The following is a 19,166-nucleotide window of genomic DNA, read 5'->3' as shown; positions in this document are numbered from 1 at the left end:
AGGCTGCCAACCATGCTCAATGATCGAAACTAACAAGATAATGATCAAAAGTAGCAATTCACCTTGGCAGCACGGCTCGACCGACCTAACCTGCACCGCAACGAAGCCGAACATCCCGAAATGCGCCTACTGATCACCCTTCTGCTCGCGTTCGCACTGCTGGCCGGCCTTGGCAGCTACGCCCAGTGGATCGAGCAGCGTCCCAGCAGCCACTACCTGTCCGATCTGCGCAGCCAGGTCGCGCTTGATATCGGCGAGCCCGGCCCGCGCGGTAACCTGCTGGGCATCCAGCCGGAACTGTTCGCTGCCGACTACCAGAGCCTCGCCCGCCTGCGCCTGAAACTGGCCGCCTACCTCGATCAAGCCCGTGAACGAGGGATGCTCAACGCGCGCACCGTCGTCGTGCTGCCGGAACATATCGGCACCTGGCTGCTCGCCGTTGGCGAGAAAGAAGAACTCTACCGTGCCAATGAACGCCGCCAGGCCATGCACTGGCTGGCGGTAACCAACCCGCTGGATTTTCTCGGCGCGCTACTGGGCGCCGCAGACGACGCGCGCCTGGACGATGCCATGCTGCGGACCAAGGCCAAGAGCATGGCGCGCGACTATCAACAGCTGTTTGGCGATCTGGCTCGCGATTACCAGATCACCCTGGTGGCGGGCTCCATCGTTCTGCCCGAGCCTCAAATAGAACAGGGCCGCCTCGAGATCGGCCGCGGGCCGCTGTACAACGTCAGCCTGGTCTTCGACCGGGCCGGCAACCCGCTCGGCCAGCCACAACGCCACGCCTTCAGTGCAGGCGCGCTGACGACCGAAACAACCGGTGCCGTGCAGGTACTGGAAACCCCGGCAGGTCGCCTCGGCGTGATACTCGGCGGTGACATGCAGCAGTTGCGCCAGGCAACGACGGCTGGCGACGAGACCATCGAGCTCTTGGCAATGCCCAGCGATCTGGACAGCCAGACGGACGACGCCAAGCTTGGCGAACTACTGCAGACCCATGGCGTTCGCGCTGGGCTGAAAGTCCACCTACGCGGTCGCCTGTGGGAACGCGCAGGCCAATCCCAGGCACTCGCCTTCGGTGCCGGTCGCAGCGAACGCGGCGCCCCCGAGCGTGGCGCGCAACTGATCAATCTATGGTTATGAAGGCATCACGCGTTCGCCTCGGCGATCTCTCCGTCGGCTTCACCCAGGCATTGGCCGACGCACTGCGCGAACAGGGCCAGCGCCCAGAGCCGCTGCTCGAGCAGTTCGGTCTGGATTCAGCACGCCTGAGCGAGCCGCGCGCGCGCCTGTCGATCCCGCGCTTCATGCGCCTTGGCCATAGCGCCATTGCCCTGTGCAACAACCCAGCCCTGGGCCTGGACATGGGCCGCCACAGCCGCCTGAGCCAGGTTGGACTGGCCGGTATCTGCGCCGCGCAAGCGCCTGATCTGCGCGAAGCGGCACGCACCCTTACCCGCTTCGAGCCGCTGTATGCCGCCAACTATCGAGGCCGTTCGGGCTTCAGCGAGGATGCGCGCGGCGCCTGGCTGCATTTTTATTCCATCAGTCCGTACAACGCCTACAACCGCTTCGTGGTGGATTCGGTGCTGGCCGGCTGGCAGATTAATCTGGGCCAGGTGGTCGGTCGCCCGTTCATTCCCGAAAAGGTCGAAATCGAATTTCCTGCGCCAGACTACGGCGAGCGTTACGAGCCCCTGTTCGGCTGCCCGGTGGAATTCGCCAGCGGCGCCAACCGCCTGCGCCTGAGCAGCGACACCCTGGCCCTGCGCAACCCACAACATTGCCCAGGCACCTGGCGGCACCTGCTGGAGCTGTGTGAACGGGAGCTTGATCAACTGACTCGCACGCGTAGTCTGCGCGAACGCGTGATCCAGCTTCTGGGGCCCTTGCTGCACGGCCATGAGCCGGACCTTCAGGAAGTGGCGCGCAGCCTGCACCTGCCGAGCTGGACGCTGCGGCGCAAGCTGGCCGAGGAAGGCACGCAATTTCGCGCCATCCTTAACGACACCCGCCGCGACCTGGCCACGGCCTATATCCGTGATACCGAGCTGGCCTTTGGCGAGATCGCCTACCTGCTCGGCTTCGCCTCGGCCGAAGCCTTCCAACGCGCGTTCAAGCGTTGGCTCGGGCAGACGCCGGGCGATTACCGTCGCACACAGCGCAGGGCCAGCGGCGCAGCTCAGAGTTCGGTGGCGTCGTCGTCCACATCGGGCATGTCCTGATTGAGGACGTCGCGCTCGAGCAGTTCTTCCTGATAGTCATCCATCGGGCATTCTCCTGGGGCATGTCATCTTTCGTTAGCAAGCTACGTTGCCAGTGTGAAGACAAGATGACGAAAAGCCGCAGGGCGATTGATTACCCCGGATCACAGGCAATAAAAAACCCGTCGATCTTGCGATCGACGGGTTTCGTATATGGCGCAGCGGACGGGACTCGAACCCGCGACCCCCGGCGTGACAGGCCGGTATTCTAACCGACTGAACTACCGCTGCGTGTCGGTTGGACTTGCGTCCAAAGAACTCATGGAACTCTGTTGCATCTGATGGCGCCCCTGCGGGCTTTGCCATCTCAAATCGACAAGGTGCCGATCTGGGAAATAATGGCGCAGCGGACGGGACTCGAACCCGCGACCCCCGGCGTGACAGGCCGGTATTCTAACCGACTGAACTACCGCTGCGCGTCGGTGGACTTTCGTCCTTCTCTCTAAGGCTATGGTGGGTGATGACGGGATCGAACCGCCGACCCTCTGCTTGTAAGGCAGATGCTCTCCCGGCTGAGCTAATCACCCATGTGCCTTAGCGAGGCGCGCACTTTATGCAGGCGGCGATGCTAAGTCAACACCCTGCTTGAATTTTTTCTGAAAAAGGCAGGTTCATCGCCCTCCTCATTCCATCTCTCCGCACAGTTCGGCGGCGCGCAGCAGCGCGGCCGTGAGGCTGTGGCGCTCCCAATCGGCCAGCGCGGCAAAACGCTGGTTGAATTCCGGCGGCATCAACGACGGTGCCTGCTGGATCAGCTCGCGTCCGGCGGCACTGATCAGTAGCCACTGACGACGGCGATCCTGGTCATCGCGCTGGCGCTGCAACAGGCCATGCTCCTCGAGACGATCAAGCAGCCCGGAAAGCGTCGCCGCGGTGAGGCTGACGCGACTGCTGAGTACGCTGGCAGTCATCCGCGTCTCGCTGGCCAGCACCTGCAGCACCATCAACTGCATGGGCGTCAGCCCGCCAAAACGGGCCAGACGCTTGGCATGCACCTCCCCCGCCTGCTGCAAGCGGCGCAGCGCCTGGAATAGTGGCATTTCAAAGGCCATGACAGATGACAAATCTATTTCACCAGGAACTTTTTTATCACTCATAAGCACCAATACACATTAACCAAAACTTTGACATGAAAGCATTTTCTTGTTTTGGTGTAAAAGGTTCGGGCTGTCCGAGCCACCATCCCCAACGGCAATACCGGTAAGGAACTATGTGCGGAATAGCTGGAGAACTACGTTTTGATCGACGCCCCGCGGACCTGGCGGCAGTCGAGCGCATCACCCACCATCTGGCCCCTCGCGGCCCAGACGCCCATGGCTTTCATAGCCAGGGCCCCATCGCTCTGGGCCATCGCCGGCTGAAGATCATGGATCTGGCCGAAGCCTCGGGCCAGCCGATGATCGACAGCGATCTCGGCCTGTCCATGGTGTTCAACGGCGCCATCTATAACTACCCCGAGCTGCGCGGCGAGCTGGAAGCGCTGGGCTATCGCTTCTTCTCCGGCGGTGACACCGAAGTGCTGCTCAAGGGCTATCACGCCTGGGGCGAAAAGCTGCTGCCCAAGCTCAATGGCATGTTCGCCTTCGCCGTCTGGGAACGTGACAAGCAAAGCCTGTTCATCGCCCGCGACCGCCTCGGCGTCAAACCGCTGTATCTGTCCCGTACTGGCGAGCGCCTGCGCTTCGCCTCGTCGCTGCCAGCCCTGCTGCAGGGTGGCGACATCGCCAAGACGCTGGATGCCGTCGCCCTTAACCACTACTTGAATTTCCACGCTGTGGTACCGGCGCCGCGTACCATCCTGGCAGGCGTGGAAAAACTGCCGCCAGCCACCTGGATGCGTGTCGATGCTGACGGCAAGGTCGAGCAGCACACCTGGTGGACGCTGCAGTTCGGCCCGCAAGGCGAGGAAGTGAACTTCGGCTTTGAAGAATGGCGCGACCGCACACTGCAGACCATGCGCGAAGCGGTGGAGATTCGTCAGCGCGCGGCGGTCGACGTCGGCGTGCTGCTCTCCGGTGGCGTCGATTCGAGCATGCTGGTCGGCCTGCTGCGCGAAGCTGGTGTGGAGAACCTGCTGACCTTCTCCATCGGCTTCCAGGATGCCGGCGGCGAACGTGGCGACGAATTCCAGTATTCGGACCTGATCGCCCAGCATTTCGGCACCCGCCATCATCAATTGCGCATTGGCGAGCACGAGATTCTCGAGCAGCTGCCGCAGGCCTTCCGCGCCATGAGCGAGCCGATGGTCAGCCATGACTGCATCGCCTTCTACCTGCTTTCGCGCGAAGTCGCCAAGCACTGCAAGGTGGTACAGAGCGGCCAAGGCGCTGACGAACTGTTCGCCGGCTACCACTGGTATCCGCAAGTCGATGGTGCCAAGGATGCTTTCGCCGCCTACCGCGCCGCTTTCTTCGACCGAGAGCACGACGAATACGCGGCCTGCGTGCAGCCCGCCTGGCTGACCGGCGACATGGCTGGCGAGTTCGTTCGCGAGCACTTCGCCATGCCCGGCGCCGATGCTGCAGTGGACAAGGCCCTGCGCCTGGACAGCACGGTGATGCTGGTCGACGACCCGGTCAAACGGGTGGACAACATGACCATGGCCTGGGGCCTGGAGGCGCGCACGCCGTTCCTTGACTATCGCGTGGCCGAGCTGTCGGCGCGCATTCCCGCGCAGTTCAAGCTGCCGGAAGGCGGCAAGTACGTGCTCAAGGAAGCCGCGCGCAAGGTCATCCCCGGCGAGGTGATCGACCGGCCCAAAGGCTACTTCCCCGTGCCAGGACTCAAGCATCTTGAGGGCGCCACCCTCGGTTGGGTGCGCGACCTGCTGCTCGACCCAAGCCAGGATCGCGGCCTGTTCAACCCGACCATGCTCGATCAGTTGCTGACCAACCCGCAGAGCCAGCTCACGCCGCTGCGCGGGTCCAAGCTATGGCAACTGGCAGCGCTCAATCTGTGGTTGAGCGAACAGGGTCTGTAACTCACATGGAGCGGCCCTCGGGCCGCTCCTGCAGGATCAATGGTCATAGCCCGGCAAAGCCGGGATGTGTCGCGACTCAATGACGATCCGGCCAAGACCGGACGTAGTGAACACGGACAGGGATTATTCCATGCGCTCCACTGCCTTCAACCAACGCCTGCTGCGAGGCCAGACACCATCCTACGAGCGTCTGCAGGCCCGCCTGGCCGAGGATCACAGCAGCCAGCCCAGTCAGCCACAAGCCATTCATTGCGGCTGGGGCCGCCTGCTGATCGGCCATACCTACCCCGACGCCACTGTCCTGGCCGAGTCCCTGCTGGACGAACAGCCCGGTGAACGTGACATCGCCCTGTACGTGGCTGCCCCGCATCAGGTGCTGGCGCATGCACCGCAGCAACTGTTTCTCGACCCCTCCGACACGCTGCGCCTGTGGTTCACCGACTACCGCCCGGCGCGTCGCAGCTTCCGTGGTTTTCGTATTCGCCGGGCGCAGAACGATGCCGACTGGCAGGCAATCAACTGCCTGTACCAGACCCGCGGCATGTTGCCGATCGACCCGGCCAAGCTCACGCCTTACAACGAGGGCGGCCCGACCTACTGGCTGGCCGAGGACGAAGACAGCGGCGCGGTGATCGGCAGTGTCATGGGCCTTAACCACCAACGCGCCTTCCGTGACCCGGAAAACGGCAGCAGCCTGTGGTGCCTGGCGGTCGACCCGCAATGCAGCCGCCCCGGTGTCGGCGAGGTACTGGTGCGTCACCTGATCGAGCACGGCATGAGCCGTGGCCTGAGCTACCTCGACCTGTCGGTGCTGCACGATAACAAGCAGGCCAAGAAGCTCTACGCCAAGCTCGGCTTCCGCGAGCTGCAGACCTTCAGCCTCAAGCGCAAGAACGGCATCAACCAGCCGCTGTTCCTCGGCCCCGGCCCACAGGCCGAGCTCAACCCCTACGCACGGATCATCGTCGACGAGGCGCTGCGCCGCGGCATCGAAGTGCAGGTGGATGACGCCGAGGCCGGGCTGTTCACCCTCAGTCATGGCGGCCGACGCATCCGCTGCCGCGAATCGCTGTGCGACCTGACCAGTGCCGTGAGCATGACCCTGTGCCAGGACAAGCGCCTGACTCACCGTGCCCTGTCGCGCGCTGACCTCAGCGTGCCGGCCCAGCGCCTGGCCGCCAGCGCCGAAGACAACGCCACTTTTCTCGCCGAACATGGCTCGGTTGTGGTCAAACCAGTCGATGGCGAACAAGGCCAGGGCGTGGCCGTGGATCTGCGTACGCCGGGCGAGGTGCAGGAAGCCATCGAACGCGCCCGCGTGTTCGATCAGCGCGTACTGCTGGAGAGTTATCACGAAGGTCACGACCTGCGCGTACTGGTCATCGGCTACGAGGTGGTGGCCGCAGCCATCCGCCGCCCAGCCGAAATCATTGGCGATGGCCGACACAGCATCGGCGAGCTGATCGATGCGCAAAGCCGTCGCCGCCAGGCCGCCACCGGTGGCGAAAGCCGCATCCCCAAGGACGCCGAAACCCTGCGCACCCTGCATGGCGCCGGCCTCGACTACGACAGTGTGCTGCCCGCCGGCGAGCGCCTGGCCGTGCGCAAGACCGCCAACCTGCATACCGGCGGGACTCTGGAAGACGTCACCGCGATCCTCCATCCGACCCTGCGCGACGCCGCCATCAAGGCCGCGCGCGCCCTGGAAATCCCCGTGGTTGGCCTCGACCTGCTGGTGCCCGCTGCTGATCAGCCGGAGTACGTATTCATCGAAGCCAACGAGCGCGCCGGCCTGGCCAACCATGAGCCGCAGCCGACCGCCGAGCGCTTCGTCGACCTACTGTTCCCGCTCAGCCAGGTATCGAGCTGACCACTCTCCCCCGGCCCTCTCCCGCACAGGGAGAGGGGAAACCCGAATGCCGAGGAGCTTGCATGCAACAACTACCCGAACCCGATCTCGACTACATGCAGAAGGTGCTGCTGGAGATGCTTGCCATCCCTAGCCCCACCGGTTTCACCGACACCATCGTGCGCTACGTCGCCGAACGTCTCGAAGAGCTGGAAATCCCCTTCGAGCTGACCCGCCGCGGCACCATTCGCGCCACCCTGCGCGGACGCCAGAGCGAGTACGAGCGTTTCGACCGCGCCGTGTCCGTGCATCTGGACACCATTGGCGCCATCGTCCGCGAGATCAAGGACAACGGCCGCCTGGGCCTGGCCCCAGTGGGCTGCTGGTCGAGCCGCTTCGCCGAAGGCAGCCGTGTCAGCCTGTTCACCGACAACGGCGTGATTCGCGGCAGTGTGCTGCCACTGATGGCCTCGGGGCACGCCTTCAACACCGCCGTCGACACCATGCCGGTAAGCTGGGATCACGTCGAACTGCGCCTGGACGCCTACTGCGCCACCCGCGCTGATTGCGATTCCTTGGGCGTTTGTGTCGGTGATTTCGTCGCCTTCGATCCGCTGCCGGAGTTTTCCGAGAGCGGTCATATCAGTGCCCGCCACCTCGATGACAAGGCCGGCGTCGCCGCCCTGCTGGCGTCACTCAAGGCGATTCGTGATCACGGCCTGCAACCGATGATCGACTGCCACCCGCTGTTCACCATCACCGAAGAGGTCGGCTCCGGCGCTGCTGCCGCGCTGCCCTGGGATGTCAGCGAGTTCGTCGGCATCGACATCGCTCCGGTCGCGCCAGGCCAGCAGTCCAGCGAGCACGCCGTCAGCGTGGCGATGCAGGACTCCGGCGGCCCCTACGACTATCACCTGTCACGTCAGTTGCTGCGCCTGGCAGCCGAACAGGACGTACCGGTACGCCGCGACCTGTTCCGCTACTACCACAGCGACGCGCAATCGGCGGTCACCGCCGGCCATGACATCCGCACGGCGCTGCTGGCCTTCGGCTGCGACGCGACTCACGGCTATGAACGCACCCATATCGATAGCCTCAAGGCTCTCAGCCGCCTGCTCACCGCCTACATGATGAGCCCACCGGTGTTCGCCAGCGATGCGCAACCGGCACAGGGCTCGCTAGAGCGCTTCAGTCATCAGCTGGAGCATGACGCTCAGATGGAAAGCGATACCCGGGTCCCGCCGGTAGACAGCCTGGTTGGCCAACATGATCGGGACGCTTGAAGGCTTGAGCGCATAAAGGCAAAGTGACACACAGAACGACAGGGGAGCATCAGCTCCCCTTTTTCTGGCCTGCAGTCAGTGGCCAACCTTAGGGCCGTCGCCAAGCGACGTTGAACATGACACCCCGGCCATTTTCCTGGCCTTCTGAGGTTCACGGATGCCTCGCGTCTTTCTGGCCTTGCTGTTGCTCTGGCTCGCCTGCCCCAGTTGGGCGCTTACGCCTGCGTCGCTCGACAGCGACGACCTGCGCCTATCCCTGGGCCCTTACACCGGTTATTACGAAGACATAAAGGGCACCCTGAGCATCGAGCAGGTGCAGGCGCTGGATGATGACGCCTTCAAGGCCCTGGGCGGTGAACATGCCAACCTCGGCAAGAACGCATCGGTGTGGTGGTTCAAGGTTCGCCTGGTCAACGCCCTGAACCATGAGCTAGGCGGCTATCTCGAAGTCAACTATCCGTTGCTCGATCATCTGCAGGTGCACCTGATCGATCCGGAGGGCAACCGCCTGGAACAGGAAAGCGGCGACACTTTCGCCTTCTCCCAGCGGCCGGTGCAGGTCCGCAATTTCTGGTTTCCCATGCAGCTGGAGCCCGGTGTCAGCACTCTGCTGATCCGCGTGGAGACCACCAGCACGGTGTTCGTGCCGCTATTCTTCGCCACCTACGGTGCCAGCGCAGCCGCGCAGGAAAACCTGATGGGCTTCAACGGCGCGTTCTACGGCGTGCTGTTCGCCATGTTCTGCTACAACCTGTTCCTCTACCTGTCGCTGCGTGAATCGGCCTACCTCTGGTACCTGGCCTACAACCTCAACGTCGGCCTGCTCGCGGCGTGCTTCGACGGCATGCTGTTCAAGCTGCTGCCCGAGCACGTGGCCTTTCAGTCGGTCAGCATCTACATCCTGATGTACGCGCACTGCCTCACGGCCATCCAGTTCAGCCGTCATTTCCTGCATGCACGTCAGTATTTCCCGCGTCTGGATACCGGCCTGCGCCTGCTGATGTTGGTCTGCGTCGGCTGCCTGCTGTCGATACCGCTGATCGGCTTCGCTGCCTGGAACATTCTGGCCAGCGTCACCGTCTCCCTGGTGTCGCTGATCCTGCTGCTGACCGGCATCTACGTGTGGCGTCGTGGCGTACGTTATGGCTCCTATTACACCCTGGCCTGGGCCATCCTGCTGTTTGCCTTCATCCAGGCCACCACTGGCTCGCTGGGCCTGGAAGTATTCGGCGTATTCGGCGCAACGGCGGTGAAGATCGGCGTGACCATCGAGCTGATCACCCTGTCCATCGGACTTGCCGACCGCATCAACCTGCTCAAGGAGGAAGGCTTCCAGTCGCGTCGCGCGGCAGAGCAGGCGGCATTCGAGAGTCAGGCCAAAAGTCGCTTCCTGGCCAAGATGAGCCACGAGATCCGCACGCCACTCAACGGCGTGCTGGGTATGCTGCAACTGCTACGCGAAACACCGCTGGATCGAAGCCAGCGCTTCTATGTCGACACCATTTCCAGCTCCGGCAGTTCGTTGATGGCGGTGATCAACGACATCCTCGACTACGCCCGCATCGAGTCCGGCAAGCTCAGCCTGGAGCAGATCGAGTTCGATCTGGAAGACATGATTTCCGAGACGCTCAGCCTGTTCACCGGCCAGGCGCTGGACAAACGCCTGCGCCTCTACGTCAGCCTGGAAAACGGCGTACCCCGGCGCATTCAAGGTGATCCGACACGGCTTAAACAGGTATTGATGAACCTGCTCAGCAACGCGCTCAAGTTCACTGCCGAAGGCCACGTGGCAGTCAGCGTCAGCCGCCGCAGCGACAGCCATGGTCGGCCGCATCTGGTGTTCGCCGTCAGCGACAGTGGCATCGGTATCAGTGAGCAGGCACTGGCGCAATTGTTCGAATCTTTCGCTCAGGGCGACTCCAGCACTACTCGCCGTTATGGCGGCAGTGGTCTGGGCCTGGCCATCAGCAAGGAGCTGGTGGAGATGATGGGCGGTAGAATCGAAGTGCAGAGCACTCTGGGCCAGGGCACCCGCTTCGCGTTCGACATGCCGCTACTGGCCGAACAGGAAACAGCCGACGAGCTCAGCCGCCTGCTTGCCGGCCGCACCGCTCTGCTCGCCTCTCTCGACGGCCTGGGCCTGGATGCCATGAGCCGTCTGCTCGGACGCTGGGGCATGCGCACCGAACGCTGCCAGACGCCAGAGCGCCTGCAGGACTATCTGGAGGATTTCGCTGCGCCACCGTTGCTGGTGCTGATGGCGCCCTGGCCAGGTGGCGTCAATCACTGGCTCGACTCGCTCCGGCCCAAGCTGCAGACGCAACAGCGCGTGCTGCTGGTCTGCCCGCCCGAGGCCTGCCAACATCTGCCGGCGAGCCATGGCCTGCGCCTGCAACACCTGGCCCAACCCGTGGCGATCAACGCGCTGCGCCTGGCCTTGAACGGGCTGTATGAAGAACCCAGAGCACAGGTACATCAGTTGGTCAGAGAAATACGCAGCGACAACAGCGAAGCCCCCTGCATTCTCGTGGCAGAGGACAACCCGGTGAACCAACTGGTGGTTCAGGGCTTTTTGAAGAAACGTGGCTACAGCGTGCGCCTGGTAGTCGACGGCCAGGCAGCGGTGGACGAATACGCTCGCGACCCGGCAGCCGTGCATTTGATCCTGATGGATTGCGAGATGCCGGTGATGGACGGCTTCGAAGCCACACGGCAGATCCGCCGGTTCGAACGCGACCGCCAACTCGCTGCCGTCCCCATCATCGCACTGACCGCGCATATCCTCGACGAGCACCGTCAGCACGGTCTGGACGCTGGCATGGATGATTTCCTCGGCAAACCGCTGGATAGCGCCCTGCTCTACAGCACGCTGGAGCATCACCTCAAGCGGCCCGGCACGATGCACTGAGGAAGCTCGCAGCATGGAGCCCTGTGGCTCTATCATGAGCTCCAATAACTGGAGTCACTCGCTGTGCTGATCCCCGCTGACCTGCTGCAAGCCGACACCCTCACCGCCCTGATCGAAGACTTCGTCACCCGTGACGGCACCGACAACGGCGATGAAACCCCGCTGGAAACCCGCGTGCAACGCGTACGTCGCGCACTGGACAAGGGCGAAGCAGTGATCGTCTTCGACCCTGACAGCCAGCAATGCCAGCTGGCGATGAAGCGTGACGTGCCCAAGGAATGGCTGGAGGCGTTGCAGCAATCGCTCAGTGATTGACCGTATGCGCCAGCATCACCGATAGCTGACACAGCGGTCGGCCGCTTTCGGCCTGCCACTGGTTGAACGCCGCCTGCACCGCGGCCAGGTCTTTCAAGCTGGTCGGCGCCTTGTCGATCACGTCCTGCGCTTTCAGCGCGGCGACCATGTCATCGGTGGGAATGAAGGTGTCCTTGCCCACCATGCGCAGAAAACGCGGCGCCGACAGGCCGCCAAGCTGACTGCCATGCTTGGCCAGGTATTTCCACAAACCGACGATGTCGGTCACCGGCCAATCGGCGATCAGGGTGCCAAAGCTGCCTTTTTCACGACGCACATCGAGGATGAACTGGGCGTTGCGCGGCACACTTTTCAGCTTGCCCAGGTGGCGGATCAGCCGCGCATCCTGCATCAGGTTCTCCAAGCGTTCAGCGCCCATCAGCACCACCTTCTCCGGATCGAAGCCAAAGAACACCTGCTCGAAGGCCGGCCATTTGGCGTCCACTAAACTGTGTTTGAGGCCGGCGCGGAAGATGCGCAGGCTGATCAGCGACAGATAACGGTCATCACTTAGCGCCCGCAGTTCGGCATCGCTACGCGGCTGCGGCAGCATGGCCTCCAGCGCCTTCGCCGAGCCGAAGCGATTGAGGCAAAACTCGTGCAGCCACTTGTAATCACGCATGAATCAAATCCTTCATGAAACGGATGACGAAGCCTGCACGCAGTAAGCCCCCGAGTACAAGCCCTGTAGGAGCCCCGCCCCGGGGCGAAGCGCTTTGTCTATGCGCCTCTGGCCTGAGCATATTCGCCGCGAGGCGTGGCTCCTACAGCACAACGCCCCTCACCCACGCAAACGATCAGCCGCGTGGCGCAATACTGCTTCGGTGCCGCTCCAGCCCAGGCAGCCATCGGTGATCGATACGCCGTAACGCAGCTCACCGGACATCGCCTGACAACCGTCGAACAGGTGGCTCTCCAGCATCACCCCGCGCAGGCTGTCATCGCCAGCCAGGCGCTGCTCGATCACGCTTTCCAGCACCGCAGGCTGACGCAAAGGGTCCTTGCCGCTATTTGCATGGCTGCAGTCGACCATGATGCGCGGTGCGATACCCTGACGCTGCAACGCCTCACGCGCGGCCGCCACGCTGGCGGCATCGTGGTTCGGCGCGCCGTGGCCACCGCGCAGCACCAGATGGGTGTCCGGGTTGCCCGCGGTATGCAGCAGGGCCGGATGGCCAAGGTCATCGATGCCGAAGTGCTGATGCGGGTGCGCCGCCGAGCGCATGGCTTCGCAGGCGATGACGACACTACCGTCGGTGCCGTTCTTGAAGCCGACCGGCAGATCCAGACCGCTGACCATCTCGCGGTGCACCTGCGACTCACTGGTGCGCGCACCGATGGCCGCCCAGCCGAGCAGATCGTCGAAGTAGCCAGCCGCCATAGGTTGCAGCAGCTCGGTGGCCAGCGGTAGGCCGCGCTCGAGGATATCCAGCATCAACTGCCGGGACTGTCGCAAGCCCTCGGCCATGTCGCCGCTGCCATCCAGATGCGGGTCGTACAGCAGCCCCTTCCAGCCTACGGTGGTGCGCGGTTTTTCCACGTAGGCGCGCATCACCAGCAACAGTTGGTCGTCGACCTGCGGCGCCAGTTCGGCCAGGCGCTCGGCATATTCGAGGGCGCTGCTACGGTCATGCAGGGAACAGGGCCCGACGACTACCAGCAGGCGCGAATCGGTGCCATCGAGCACGGCGCGAATGGCGTCACGGTCGGCGGCGATAGTATCGGCAAGCGCGGCAGGCAACGGCAAGCGTTGACGCAGTACCGCGGGGCTGGGCAGCGGCTGGGCGCTGCGGCGGGCGATGGTGGTAACGGTGGAAGCGAGTTGAGCAGAGACGGAAGCATTCATGATCTGGCGGTTCCTTGGCCGGCGCGGTCGATGCCGCGGCGGCGCTAACTGAGTGTTCGTGGCAAAGGTGTCAGGGCGGTGGTGACGTTGCTAAATCGCCAGTCGTAGCGGTAGTTGCGGTAATAACGGTTCATCTTTGAGTCCTCGATCTGTGGCCGTTTTCGGCCGGAAAAAACAAAACCCCCGGTCGGGTTGCCGACCGGGGGTTTTCTGGAAAACGTCTCTGGTGGCGGCCCTGGTGTCTCAGGCCGCCTGTGGGGTATCAGGCGCGCCTGTAGCTAAACCAATACCCAAAGAAGTAATACGCCGCAGCAACAAGCGACTGCGCACGAGCCAACGCGGCGCGCGAGGCACCGGCTTGCAGCATGGACAGGAGGTTGAGGCTGGCGGACATGGAATTCTCCAAAGCGATGGCCGAACCATACTCCAGGCCTTTACGGCCTGGCAAGCGCCGCGGCTAAAGCCCCTCCCACAGGTTCGAGTCACTTGTGGGAGCGGCTTCAGCCGCGATGCCCTACAGGCTCATCACATCAAGGAAGCGCGGCGTAGCGCTGTCATCGATCTTCAGGCTCTTGAAGTCGAACAGGCTGCGGTCGGCCAGCTGCGAGGGGTGCACGTTCTGCAGGGCGCGGAACATGATCTCGACACGGCCTGGGCTCTTGCGCTCCCAATCCTGCAGCATCTCCTTGACCACCTGGCGCTGCAGGTTCTCCTGCGAGCCACAGAGGTTGCACGGGATGATGGGGAATTCCTTGAGCTGGCTGTAGGCCTCGATATCGGCCTCGGCGCAGTAGGCCAGCGGGCGGATCACCACGTTGCGGCCATCGTCGGACAGCAGCTTGGGCGGCATGGCCTTGAGCGTGCCGCCGTAGAACATGTTAAGGAAGAAGGTTTCCAGAATGTCGTCGCGGTGGTGCCCCAGCGCCATCTTGGTCGCGCCGATCTCATCGGCATAGGTGTACAGGGTGCCACGACGCAGACGCGAGCACAGCGAGCAGGTGGTCTTGCCCTCGGGGATCTTCTCCTTGACCACCGAGTAGGTGTCCTTCTCGATGATGTGGTACGCCACGCCGACGGATTCCAGATAGGCCGGCAACACGTGCTCGGGGAAGCCGGGCTGCTTCTGATCCATGTTTACCGCGACGATCTCGAACTTGATCGGCGCCACCTTCTGCAGATACAGCAGCACGTCGAGCATGGTGTAGCTGTCCTTGCCGCCGGACAGGCAGACCATCACCTTGTCGCCATCCTCGATCATGTTGAAGTCGGTGATGGCTTCGCCGGCCAGGCGGCGAATGCGCTTCTGCAGTTTGTTCTGGTTGACCGAGAGGGTGCCCATGGTGCGTCGAAATCCGAGGGAGTGGGAACGAAAGCGCGACATTTTACGCACAATGGCGCCGCGCCCCCACCCCAGCGACAACTAAATGCTAGGCTCGGCCGATGAACGACGACCTCGACCCCGATCTGGACCTCGCCGAGCAGGTACTGCAACTGCTGCAGGCAGCACCGGACGGCATTGCCGAATACACCCTGATCCAGCAATTGAAAGATCGCCACAGCGGTCATATCCCCAATCTGCCCCTGGCCGACAAGCTGGTGCTGTTTCGCACTCATTTCCTGCTGTTCAACGCGCTTTATCGCCTGCGCGAGCAGCTATGGCAGAAAAAGAGTCACCTGCTGCAGATCAGCCCGCTGTGTATACGTCTGCTGCCCTATCAGTCAGGCAGTGCGGCGCTCAGTGAACGCGACGCCCTGCGTGACTACTATCTGGACATGAGCAACCTGCAGAGCACCGACGAACGCGACGTCGAGCGCTTGCTGACCAGCTTCTGGACGCGCATGCAAGGCGGCGAAGAGAAGCAGGCCGCACTCGAGTTGTTCGAACTGACCAATGAACGGACCCTCGACCTGCCACGAATCAAACTGCGCTACCGACAAATGGTCAGCGAGCATCATCCGGACCGAGGCGGCAGCACAGAGCGGCTGCAGTCGATAAACCTGGCCATGGAAATTCTTGAGCGCTATTACCACTGACTTCTAGAGAGCGATTTGCTCTAAAGCCAGACACCACGCCTGCTCCAGGCCCTGCCTATACTGCGACATAAGGTCGCATAGATTTGGCCTGACACCCGGTGGCGCTGTACACGCGTCCCGGGCGTTCGCTGGGGGGCGACCGTCATAAGAAAAGGAGGTGTCTGGCATGATCCACCACGTTTGGGGGCTCTTCACCCATCCCGATCAAGAATGGCAAGAAATCCGTGGCGAGGAAGAATCCATCAGCCACATGTACCTGACCCATGTGCTGATTCTTGCAGCAATTCCCGCTATTTCAGCCTACATCGGCACTACCCAGGTTGGCTGGGCGATTGGTGACCGAGCACCAGTAATGCTTACCGAAGGCAGTGCGATGGTGATGACCATCATGTCCTACCTGGCGATGCTCGCCGGGGTAGCCGTGATGGGCGCATTCATCCACTGGATGGCACGTACCTACGACGCCAATCCTAGCCTGACCCAATGCATCGTATTCGCGGCTTACACTGCCACCCCACTGTTCATCGGAGGTCTCGCAGCGCTCTATCCGCATCTGTGGCTGGGCATGGTCGTGGGCACGGTCGCGATCTGCTACACGGTTTATCTGCTCTATGTCGGCATACCGACGTTCATGAACATTCCTGAAGATGAAGGCTTCATGTTCTCCAGCTCTGTACTGGCGGTCGGCTTGGTCGTGCTGGTAGCGATGATCGCCAGCTCGGTCATTCTCTGGGGCATGGGCGTCGGCCCGGTCTACACAAGCTGACAGCCGATAGTGACAAACCCACAGGCCGCCCTCGGGCGGCCTTTTCGTTGCCATGCCCCAGAAAATTTGGGTTGAACCCTACGCTGCAACGGCTGCCGGACATTTAAAGGCAGCCAAGCGGATGGTCACACCATGTATGCGAACCTCTACACCCTTCTCACCCGCCCGGACCGCGCCTGGACGGCCATTCGCCAGGACGAGGAATGCAACAGCGCCAGCTACCTGCCCTACCTATTGCTTTTCAGCCTGCTACCAGCAGTTTGCCTGTTCATCGGCACCCATTGGGTCGGCTGGAGCCTGGTAGACGACGAACGTATCCGCCTGGAGTTCGCAAGCGCATTGCAGTTGAGCGTGTTGCTGTATCTGGCGGCGCTGGTCGGTGTGTTCATCATGGGCTACTTCCTGCGCTACATGTCGCGTACCTTCGAGGCCAGGCCCACGTTCAACCAGTGCATCGGTTTCATCGCCTACGCCTGTACGCCCTTCTTTATCGCCGGGATCGCCGCGCTCTACCCCACGCGCTGGCTGGCAATAAGCGTCCTGCTACTAGCCTGCGCCCATGCCGCCTACCTGATTTATGTCGGGCTGCCACGCTTCATGCGCATCGACAATCAGCAGGGTTTCCTTTACGCCTCCTCGATGATTGGCGTGGGGCTGCTGGTGATCGTCACCATTCTGGTCAGCATGATTCTGTTCTGGTCTTACACCCTCGAGCCGGACTACCAGCGAACAGTCGATGAAGACCAGAGCCGCGGCACGCAGCAGGAGCGCATGCAGGCGCCAGGAGACGAGTGATACCTGCGCTGGCTGCTGGCTTGCGGCATAATTCACGCTCAGCCTGCACCAGCGCCTGTCCATGCCCGAACAGATTCATGCCCGCGTCGAAGCCTGCTATCAGCAGGCCGAAACCTTCTTCAAGCAACGCTTTGCCCGCCCCGAAATCAGCTTCAAGCTGCGTGGGCAGAAGGCAGGAGTCGCTCACCTCACGGAAAACAAGCTGCGCTTCAACCTGCAGCTGTACCGCGCCAACCATGAGGATTTCCTGCGTCAGACCGTGCCTCACGAAGTCGCTCACATGGTCGCCCACCAGCTATTCGGCCCGCGCATCCAGCCGCATGGTGAGGAGTGGCAATTGATCATGCGCGGCGTCTACGAACTGCCGCCACATCGCTGCCACAGCTATGAAGTTGAACGGCGCAAGGTCAGTCGCTTCATCTATCGTTGTAGCTGCGCGGACGGTGAATTTCCCTTCTCCGCCCAGCGTCACGCTCTGGTCGCCAAAGGCCGCCGCTACTACTGCCGGCGCTGCAAGGTGACGCTGACCTTTAGCGGTGAGCAGCGCCAGGAGTGACTCTGCGCAACTGACCTGACTGTACGATTACACCTCTCAAGCACGCGGCAGGTTCACTCGGATGCTGTAACTGCCGCCCTCGTCACCATGCTGTATATCGCCACCCAGGGCATGCGCCATGGCTCTTGCCGCAGCCAGTGGCTTGCTGCTTTGCGGGCGCGAAGGCAACACCAACTTCACTTGAACCGGGCTCTCGTCGATCATCACCAGACTGAGCTGGCTGCCCATCGGGCAGGCCTGGTGGGCATGCCTGAGCACCCGATAGAACAGTGCATGACACAGGCCACTATCAGCGAGCACGGTGGCGCTGCTGCCGAGCGCGGTTTCCAGTTGAATGTCCACACCCTGATCGCCATAACGCTGGCGCAGCTCAGCGATAAGCTCGCGCAGCAGTGGGTTGAGGCGGATGCTCTCCGGCTGCAATTCACGCTGCCCAGCACCCAATGACAGCTGCTCGCTGGCGATGTCGAGCAACTCCTTCATCTGCTGCATGCTCTGCGCGGCGCGCTGCACCTCTTGTACCTGAACGGGAGTCAGACCCGAACGCGCCAGCGCCCGCAGCACCTCGCCGCTTTCATTGAGCGGTTGCTGCAGTTCATGTTTGACCAGGTGCAGCATGTCCGCACGCAAGGCTGCCAGTTCCAGCAACTGATCCAGATCGGCCTGCAACTGCCGACGATGCTCGACATGCCGCATCAGGTTGCGCACGCGTATGCGTAACAAGGCCGGATCGATGGGCTTGAACACATAATCCACCGCCCCATGCGACAGACCGTGTTCACGGGAGCGTTCGTCGTTGAGGGCAGTGACGAAAATGATCGGAATATGTTCGGAGGCGTGATGCTGACGCAGCCGGCGGGCCACCTCGAAACCGTCCATGTCCGGCATCATGACGTCCAGCAGAATGAGATCCGGCGGGTTGTCGGAATGACAGATGGAGATGGCTTTCTCTCCGTTGTGCGCCAGCTTGACCTTGAACTGATCACGAAACAACCCGGCAAGCAGCTGCAGATTCTCCGGCGTGTCATCCACCACCAGGATGCTCGCCCGCTCCTCGCCCTCGGCCTGAGGGCTCGAACGAGCCGGCAAATCATCACTCTGCAAGGAGCGTTGAATGCGTTCCAGAAGGCGCTGGGTGGTAAAGGGCTTGACCAGCAGATCACGGATTCCCAGTTGAATGGCGCGCTGCACATCTTGGCGCTGCATGGCGCTGGACATCAGCACAAAAGGGATCTCAGCGAGGCGCTCATCACTGCGCATGCGTTCGAACAAGGTCAGGCCAGTGGAACCGTTGAGGTTCTGCTCGCTGAGCACCAGCGATATCGGCTTGTGCTGCAGCAGCTGGACAGCCGCATTCACGTCGTTGGCCTGCAAGACCTGAGAGAAGCCCTGGCGTTGCAGCTCCTCGACCAGCGCCCGAGTCAGCGCCGGATCACTGTCGACGACCAACAAGGTAGAGTCTTGAACTGACATGTTGAGGCACCTCCATTCATGCTGGCGGCCGCAGCGATGTACTGCACGGCCGTTG

17 protein-coding genes and 3 tRNA genes are annotated in these 19,166 nt (G+C 62.4%); 11 read left to right on the top strand and 9 right to left on the bottom strand.

Annotation, left to right across the window (positions count from 1 at the left end; all coding sequences use genetic code 11):
* Window positions 1-120: 120 nt before the first annotated feature.
* The gene (locus tag RTH74_RS20400) at window positions 121-1,146 is read left to right on the top strand and encodes a carbon-nitrogen hydrolase family protein (RefSeq protein WP_316915852.1); all 1,026 of its coding nucleotides are present in this window, start codon (window positions 121-123) and stop codon (window positions 1,144-1,146) included.
* Window positions 1,143-2,228 carry an AraC family transcriptional regulator gene (locus RTH74_RS20395; protein WP_316915851.1) on the top strand — a complete coding sequence of 362 codons (1,086 nt, stop codon included), beginning with the start codon at window positions 1,143-1,145 and terminating at the stop codon, window positions 2,226-2,228. The genes RTH74_RS20400 and RTH74_RS20395 overlap by 4 nt, the downstream gene beginning before the upstream one ends.
* Before the next feature lie 193 nt (window positions 2,229-2,421).
* Here the strand turns inward: RTH74_RS20395 and RTH74_RS20390 are convergent.
* The 4 genes from RTH74_RS20390 to RTH74_RS20375 all read right to left on the bottom strand — a co-directional run bounded on the left by RTH74_RS20390 (window position 2,422) and on the right by RTH74_RS20375 (window position 3,364).
* Window positions 2,422-2,498: transfer RNA gene (locus RTH74_RS20390), tRNA-Asp, on the bottom strand.
* Window positions 2,499-2,606: 108 nt separating this feature from the next.
* Window positions 2,607-2,683, bottom strand: a tRNA-Asp gene (locus RTH74_RS20385).
* Between the two features lie 35 nt (window positions 2,684-2,718).
* A tRNA-Val gene (locus tag RTH74_RS20380) sits at window positions 2,719-2,794 on the bottom strand.
* Between the two features lie 96 nt (window positions 2,795-2,890).
* Window positions 2,891-3,364 carry a MarR family winged helix-turn-helix transcriptional regulator gene (locus RTH74_RS20375; protein ID WP_037000023.1) on the bottom strand — a complete coding sequence of 158 codons (474 nt, stop codon included), beginning with the start codon at window positions 3,362-3,364 and terminating at the stop codon, window positions 2,891-2,893.
* Window positions 3,365-3,477: 113 nt separating this feature from the next.
* Between RTH74_RS20375 and RTH74_RS20370 the strand changes: the two genes are divergently transcribed.
* The 5 genes from RTH74_RS20370 to RTH74_RS20350 all read left to right on the top strand — a co-directional run bounded on the left by RTH74_RS20370 (window position 3,478) and on the right by RTH74_RS20350 (window position 11,602).
* Window positions 3,478-5,247 (top strand): N-acetylglutaminylglutamine amidotransferase, encoded by a 1,770-nt coding sequence (locus RTH74_RS20370; RefSeq protein ID WP_279921070.1) that lies wholly within the window; start codon window positions 3,478-3,480, stop codon window positions 5,245-5,247.
* Window positions 5,248-5,377: 130 nt separating this feature from the next.
* Entirely contained in the window at window positions 5,378-7,117 is a 1,740-nt protein-coding gene (gene ngg, locus RTH74_RS20365; protein WP_279921069.1) for an N-acetylglutaminylglutamine synthetase, read from the top strand.
* A 62-nt stretch (window positions 7,118-7,179) separates the two neighbouring features.
* Complete coding sequence (locus RTH74_RS20360; protein WP_106735543.1) at window positions 7,180-8,379, top strand: osmoprotectant NAGGN system M42 family peptidase; 1,200 nt, start codon at window positions 7,180-7,182, stop codon at window positions 8,377-8,379.
* 157 nt (window positions 8,380-8,536) lie between these two features.
* Window positions 8,537-11,287: a 7TM diverse intracellular signaling domain-containing protein gene (locus RTH74_RS20355; protein ID WP_316915850.1), complete on the top strand. Its 2,751-nt coding sequence runs from the start codon at window positions 8,537-8,539 to the stop codon at window positions 11,285-11,287.
* A gap of 63 nt (window positions 11,288-11,350) precedes the next feature.
* Window positions 11,351-11,602 (top strand): YheU family protein, encoded by a 252-nt coding sequence (locus tag RTH74_RS20350; RefSeq protein WP_037000031.1) that lies wholly within the window; start codon window positions 11,351-11,353, stop codon window positions 11,600-11,602.
* Here the strand turns inward: RTH74_RS20350 and RTH74_RS20345 are convergent.
* The 4 genes from RTH74_RS20345 to ttcA all read right to left on the bottom strand — a co-directional run bounded on the left by RTH74_RS20345 (window position 11,592) and on the right by ttcA (window position 14,826).
* The gene (locus RTH74_RS20345; RefSeq protein WP_099523308.1) at window positions 11,592-12,263 is read right to left on the bottom strand and encodes a DNA-3-methyladenine glycosylase I; all 672 of its coding nucleotides are present in this window, start codon (window positions 12,261-12,263) and stop codon (window positions 11,592-11,594) included. The genes RTH74_RS20350 and RTH74_RS20345 overlap by 11 nt on opposite strands.
* A gap of 159 nt (window positions 12,264-12,422) precedes the next feature.
* Window positions 12,423-13,487 (bottom strand): 3-deoxy-7-phosphoheptulonate synthase, encoded by a 1,065-nt coding sequence (locus RTH74_RS20340; RefSeq protein ID WP_316915849.1) that lies wholly within the window; start codon window positions 13,485-13,487, stop codon window positions 12,423-12,425.
* Window positions 13,488-13,749: 262 nt separating this feature from the next.
* Entirely contained in the window at window positions 13,750-13,881 is a 132-nt protein-coding gene (locus RTH74_RS20335) for a hypothetical protein (RefSeq protein ID WP_316915848.1), read from the bottom strand.
* A 120-nt stretch (window positions 13,882-14,001) separates the two neighbouring features.
* Complete coding sequence (gene ttcA, locus RTH74_RS20330; RefSeq protein WP_316915847.1) at window positions 14,002-14,826, bottom strand: tRNA 2-thiocytidine(32) synthetase TtcA; 825 nt, start codon at window positions 14,824-14,826, stop codon at window positions 14,002-14,004.
* A gap of 101 nt (window positions 14,827-14,927) precedes the next feature.
* On the opposite strand from ttcA, the gene RTH74_RS20325 reads away from it, so the two are divergent.
* The 4 genes from RTH74_RS20325 (at window position 14,928) to RTH74_RS20310 (ending at window position 17,638) form a co-directional block, all read left to right on the top strand.
* Window positions 14,928-15,521, top strand: coding sequence for a DNA-J related domain-containing protein (locus tag RTH74_RS20325; protein WP_316915846.1), 594 nt, complete (start codon window positions 14,928-14,930; stop codon window positions 15,519-15,521).
* A gap of 166 nt (window positions 15,522-15,687) precedes the next feature.
* Window positions 15,688-16,287, top strand: a complete 600-nt coding sequence (locus RTH74_RS20320) for a Yip1 family protein (RefSeq protein WP_099523316.1) — start codon at window positions 15,688-15,690, stop codon at window positions 16,285-16,287.
* Window positions 16,288-16,419: 132 nt separating this feature from the next.
* Complete coding sequence (locus tag RTH74_RS20315) at window positions 16,420-17,082, top strand: Yip1 family protein (protein ID WP_279921066.1); 663 nt, start codon at window positions 16,420-16,422, stop codon at window positions 17,080-17,082.
* Between the two features lie 61 nt (window positions 17,083-17,143).
* A complete protein-coding gene (locus RTH74_RS20310) occupies window positions 17,144-17,638 on the top strand; it encodes a SprT family zinc-dependent metalloprotease (protein ID WP_206418244.1) in 495 nt (164 codons plus the stop codon).
* 36 nt (window positions 17,639-17,674) lie between these two features.
* Here the strand turns inward: RTH74_RS20310 and RTH74_RS20305 are convergent, their stop codons facing one another.
* A complete protein-coding gene (locus RTH74_RS20305; RefSeq protein WP_316915845.1) occupies window positions 17,675-19,111 on the bottom strand; it encodes a response regulator in 1,437 nt (478 codons plus the stop codon).
* Between the last annotated feature and the right edge of the window lie 55 nt (window positions 19,112-19,166).

It is taken from the genome of Pseudomonas sp. zfem001, from assembly GCF_032621725.1.
Lineage (GTDB): Bacteria > Pseudomonadota > Gammaproteobacteria > Pseudomonadales > Pseudomonadaceae > Aquipseudomonas > Aquipseudomonas sediminis.
Note: the sequence above shows the minus strand (reverse complement) of the source record. Positions and strands in the feature narration are given on the sequence as shown.

Excerpts from the sequence above, each read along its gene's own strand:
- RTH74_RS20375 (WP_037000023.1), bottom strand. The coding sequence starts at position 3,364 with ATGAGTGATAAAAAAGTTCCTGGTGAAATAGATTTGTCATCTGTCATG.
- RTH74_RS20305 (WP_316915845.1), bottom strand. The coding sequence starts at position 19,111 with ATGTCAGTTCAAGACTCTACCTTGTTGGTCGTCGACAGTGATCCGGCG.
- RTH74_RS20370 (WP_279921070.1), top strand. The coding sequence starts at position 3,478 with ATGTGCGGAATAGCTGGAGAACTACGTTTTGATCGACGCCCCGCGGAC.
- RTH74_RS20315 (WP_279921066.1), top strand. The coding sequence starts at position 16,420 with ATGTATGCGAACCTCTACACCCTTCTCACCCGCCCGGACCGCGCCTGG.
- RTH74_RS20335 (WP_316915848.1), bottom strand. The coding sequence starts at position 13,881 with ATGTCCGCCAGCCTCAACCTCCTGTCCATGCTGCAAGCCGGTGCCTCG.
- ttcA (WP_316915847.1), bottom strand. The coding sequence starts at position 14,826 with ATGGGCACCCTCTCGGTCAACCAGAACAAACTGCAGAAGCGCATTCGC.
- RTH74_RS20325 (WP_316915846.1), top strand. The coding sequence starts at position 14,928 with ATGAACGACGACCTCGACCCCGATCTGGACCTCGCCGAGCAGGTACTG.
- RTH74_RS20395 (WP_316915851.1), top strand. The coding sequence starts at position 1,143 with ATGAAGGCATCACGCGTTCGCCTCGGCGATCTCTCCGTCGGCTTCACC.
- RTH74_RS20360 (WP_106735543.1), top strand. The coding sequence starts at position 7,180 with ATGCAACAACTACCCGAACCCGATCTCGACTACATGCAGAAGGTGCTG.
- RTH74_RS20355 (WP_316915850.1), top strand. The coding sequence starts at position 8,537 with ATGCCTCGCGTCTTTCTGGCCTTGCTGTTGCTCTGGCTCGCCTGCCCC.
- RTH74_RS20400 (WP_316915852.1), top strand. The coding sequence starts at position 121 with ATGCGCCTACTGATCACCCTTCTGCTCGCGTTCGCACTGCTGGCCGGC.
- RTH74_RS20320 (WP_099523316.1), top strand. The coding sequence starts at position 15,688 with ATGATCCACCACGTTTGGGGGCTCTTCACCCATCCCGATCAAGAATGG.
- RTH74_RS20340 (WP_316915849.1), bottom strand. The coding sequence starts at position 13,487 with ATGAATGCTTCCGTCTCTGCTCAACTCGCTTCCACCGTTACCACCATC.
- RTH74_RS20345 (WP_099523308.1), bottom strand. The coding sequence starts at position 12,263 with ATGCGTGATTACAAGTGGCTGCACGAGTTTTGCCTCAATCGCTTCGGC.
- ngg (WP_279921069.1), top strand. The coding sequence starts at position 5,378 with ATGCGCTCCACTGCCTTCAACCAACGCCTGCTGCGAGGCCAGACACCA.
- RTH74_RS20310 (WP_206418244.1), top strand. The coding sequence starts at position 17,144 with ATGCCCGAACAGATTCATGCCCGCGTCGAAGCCTGCTATCAGCAGGCC.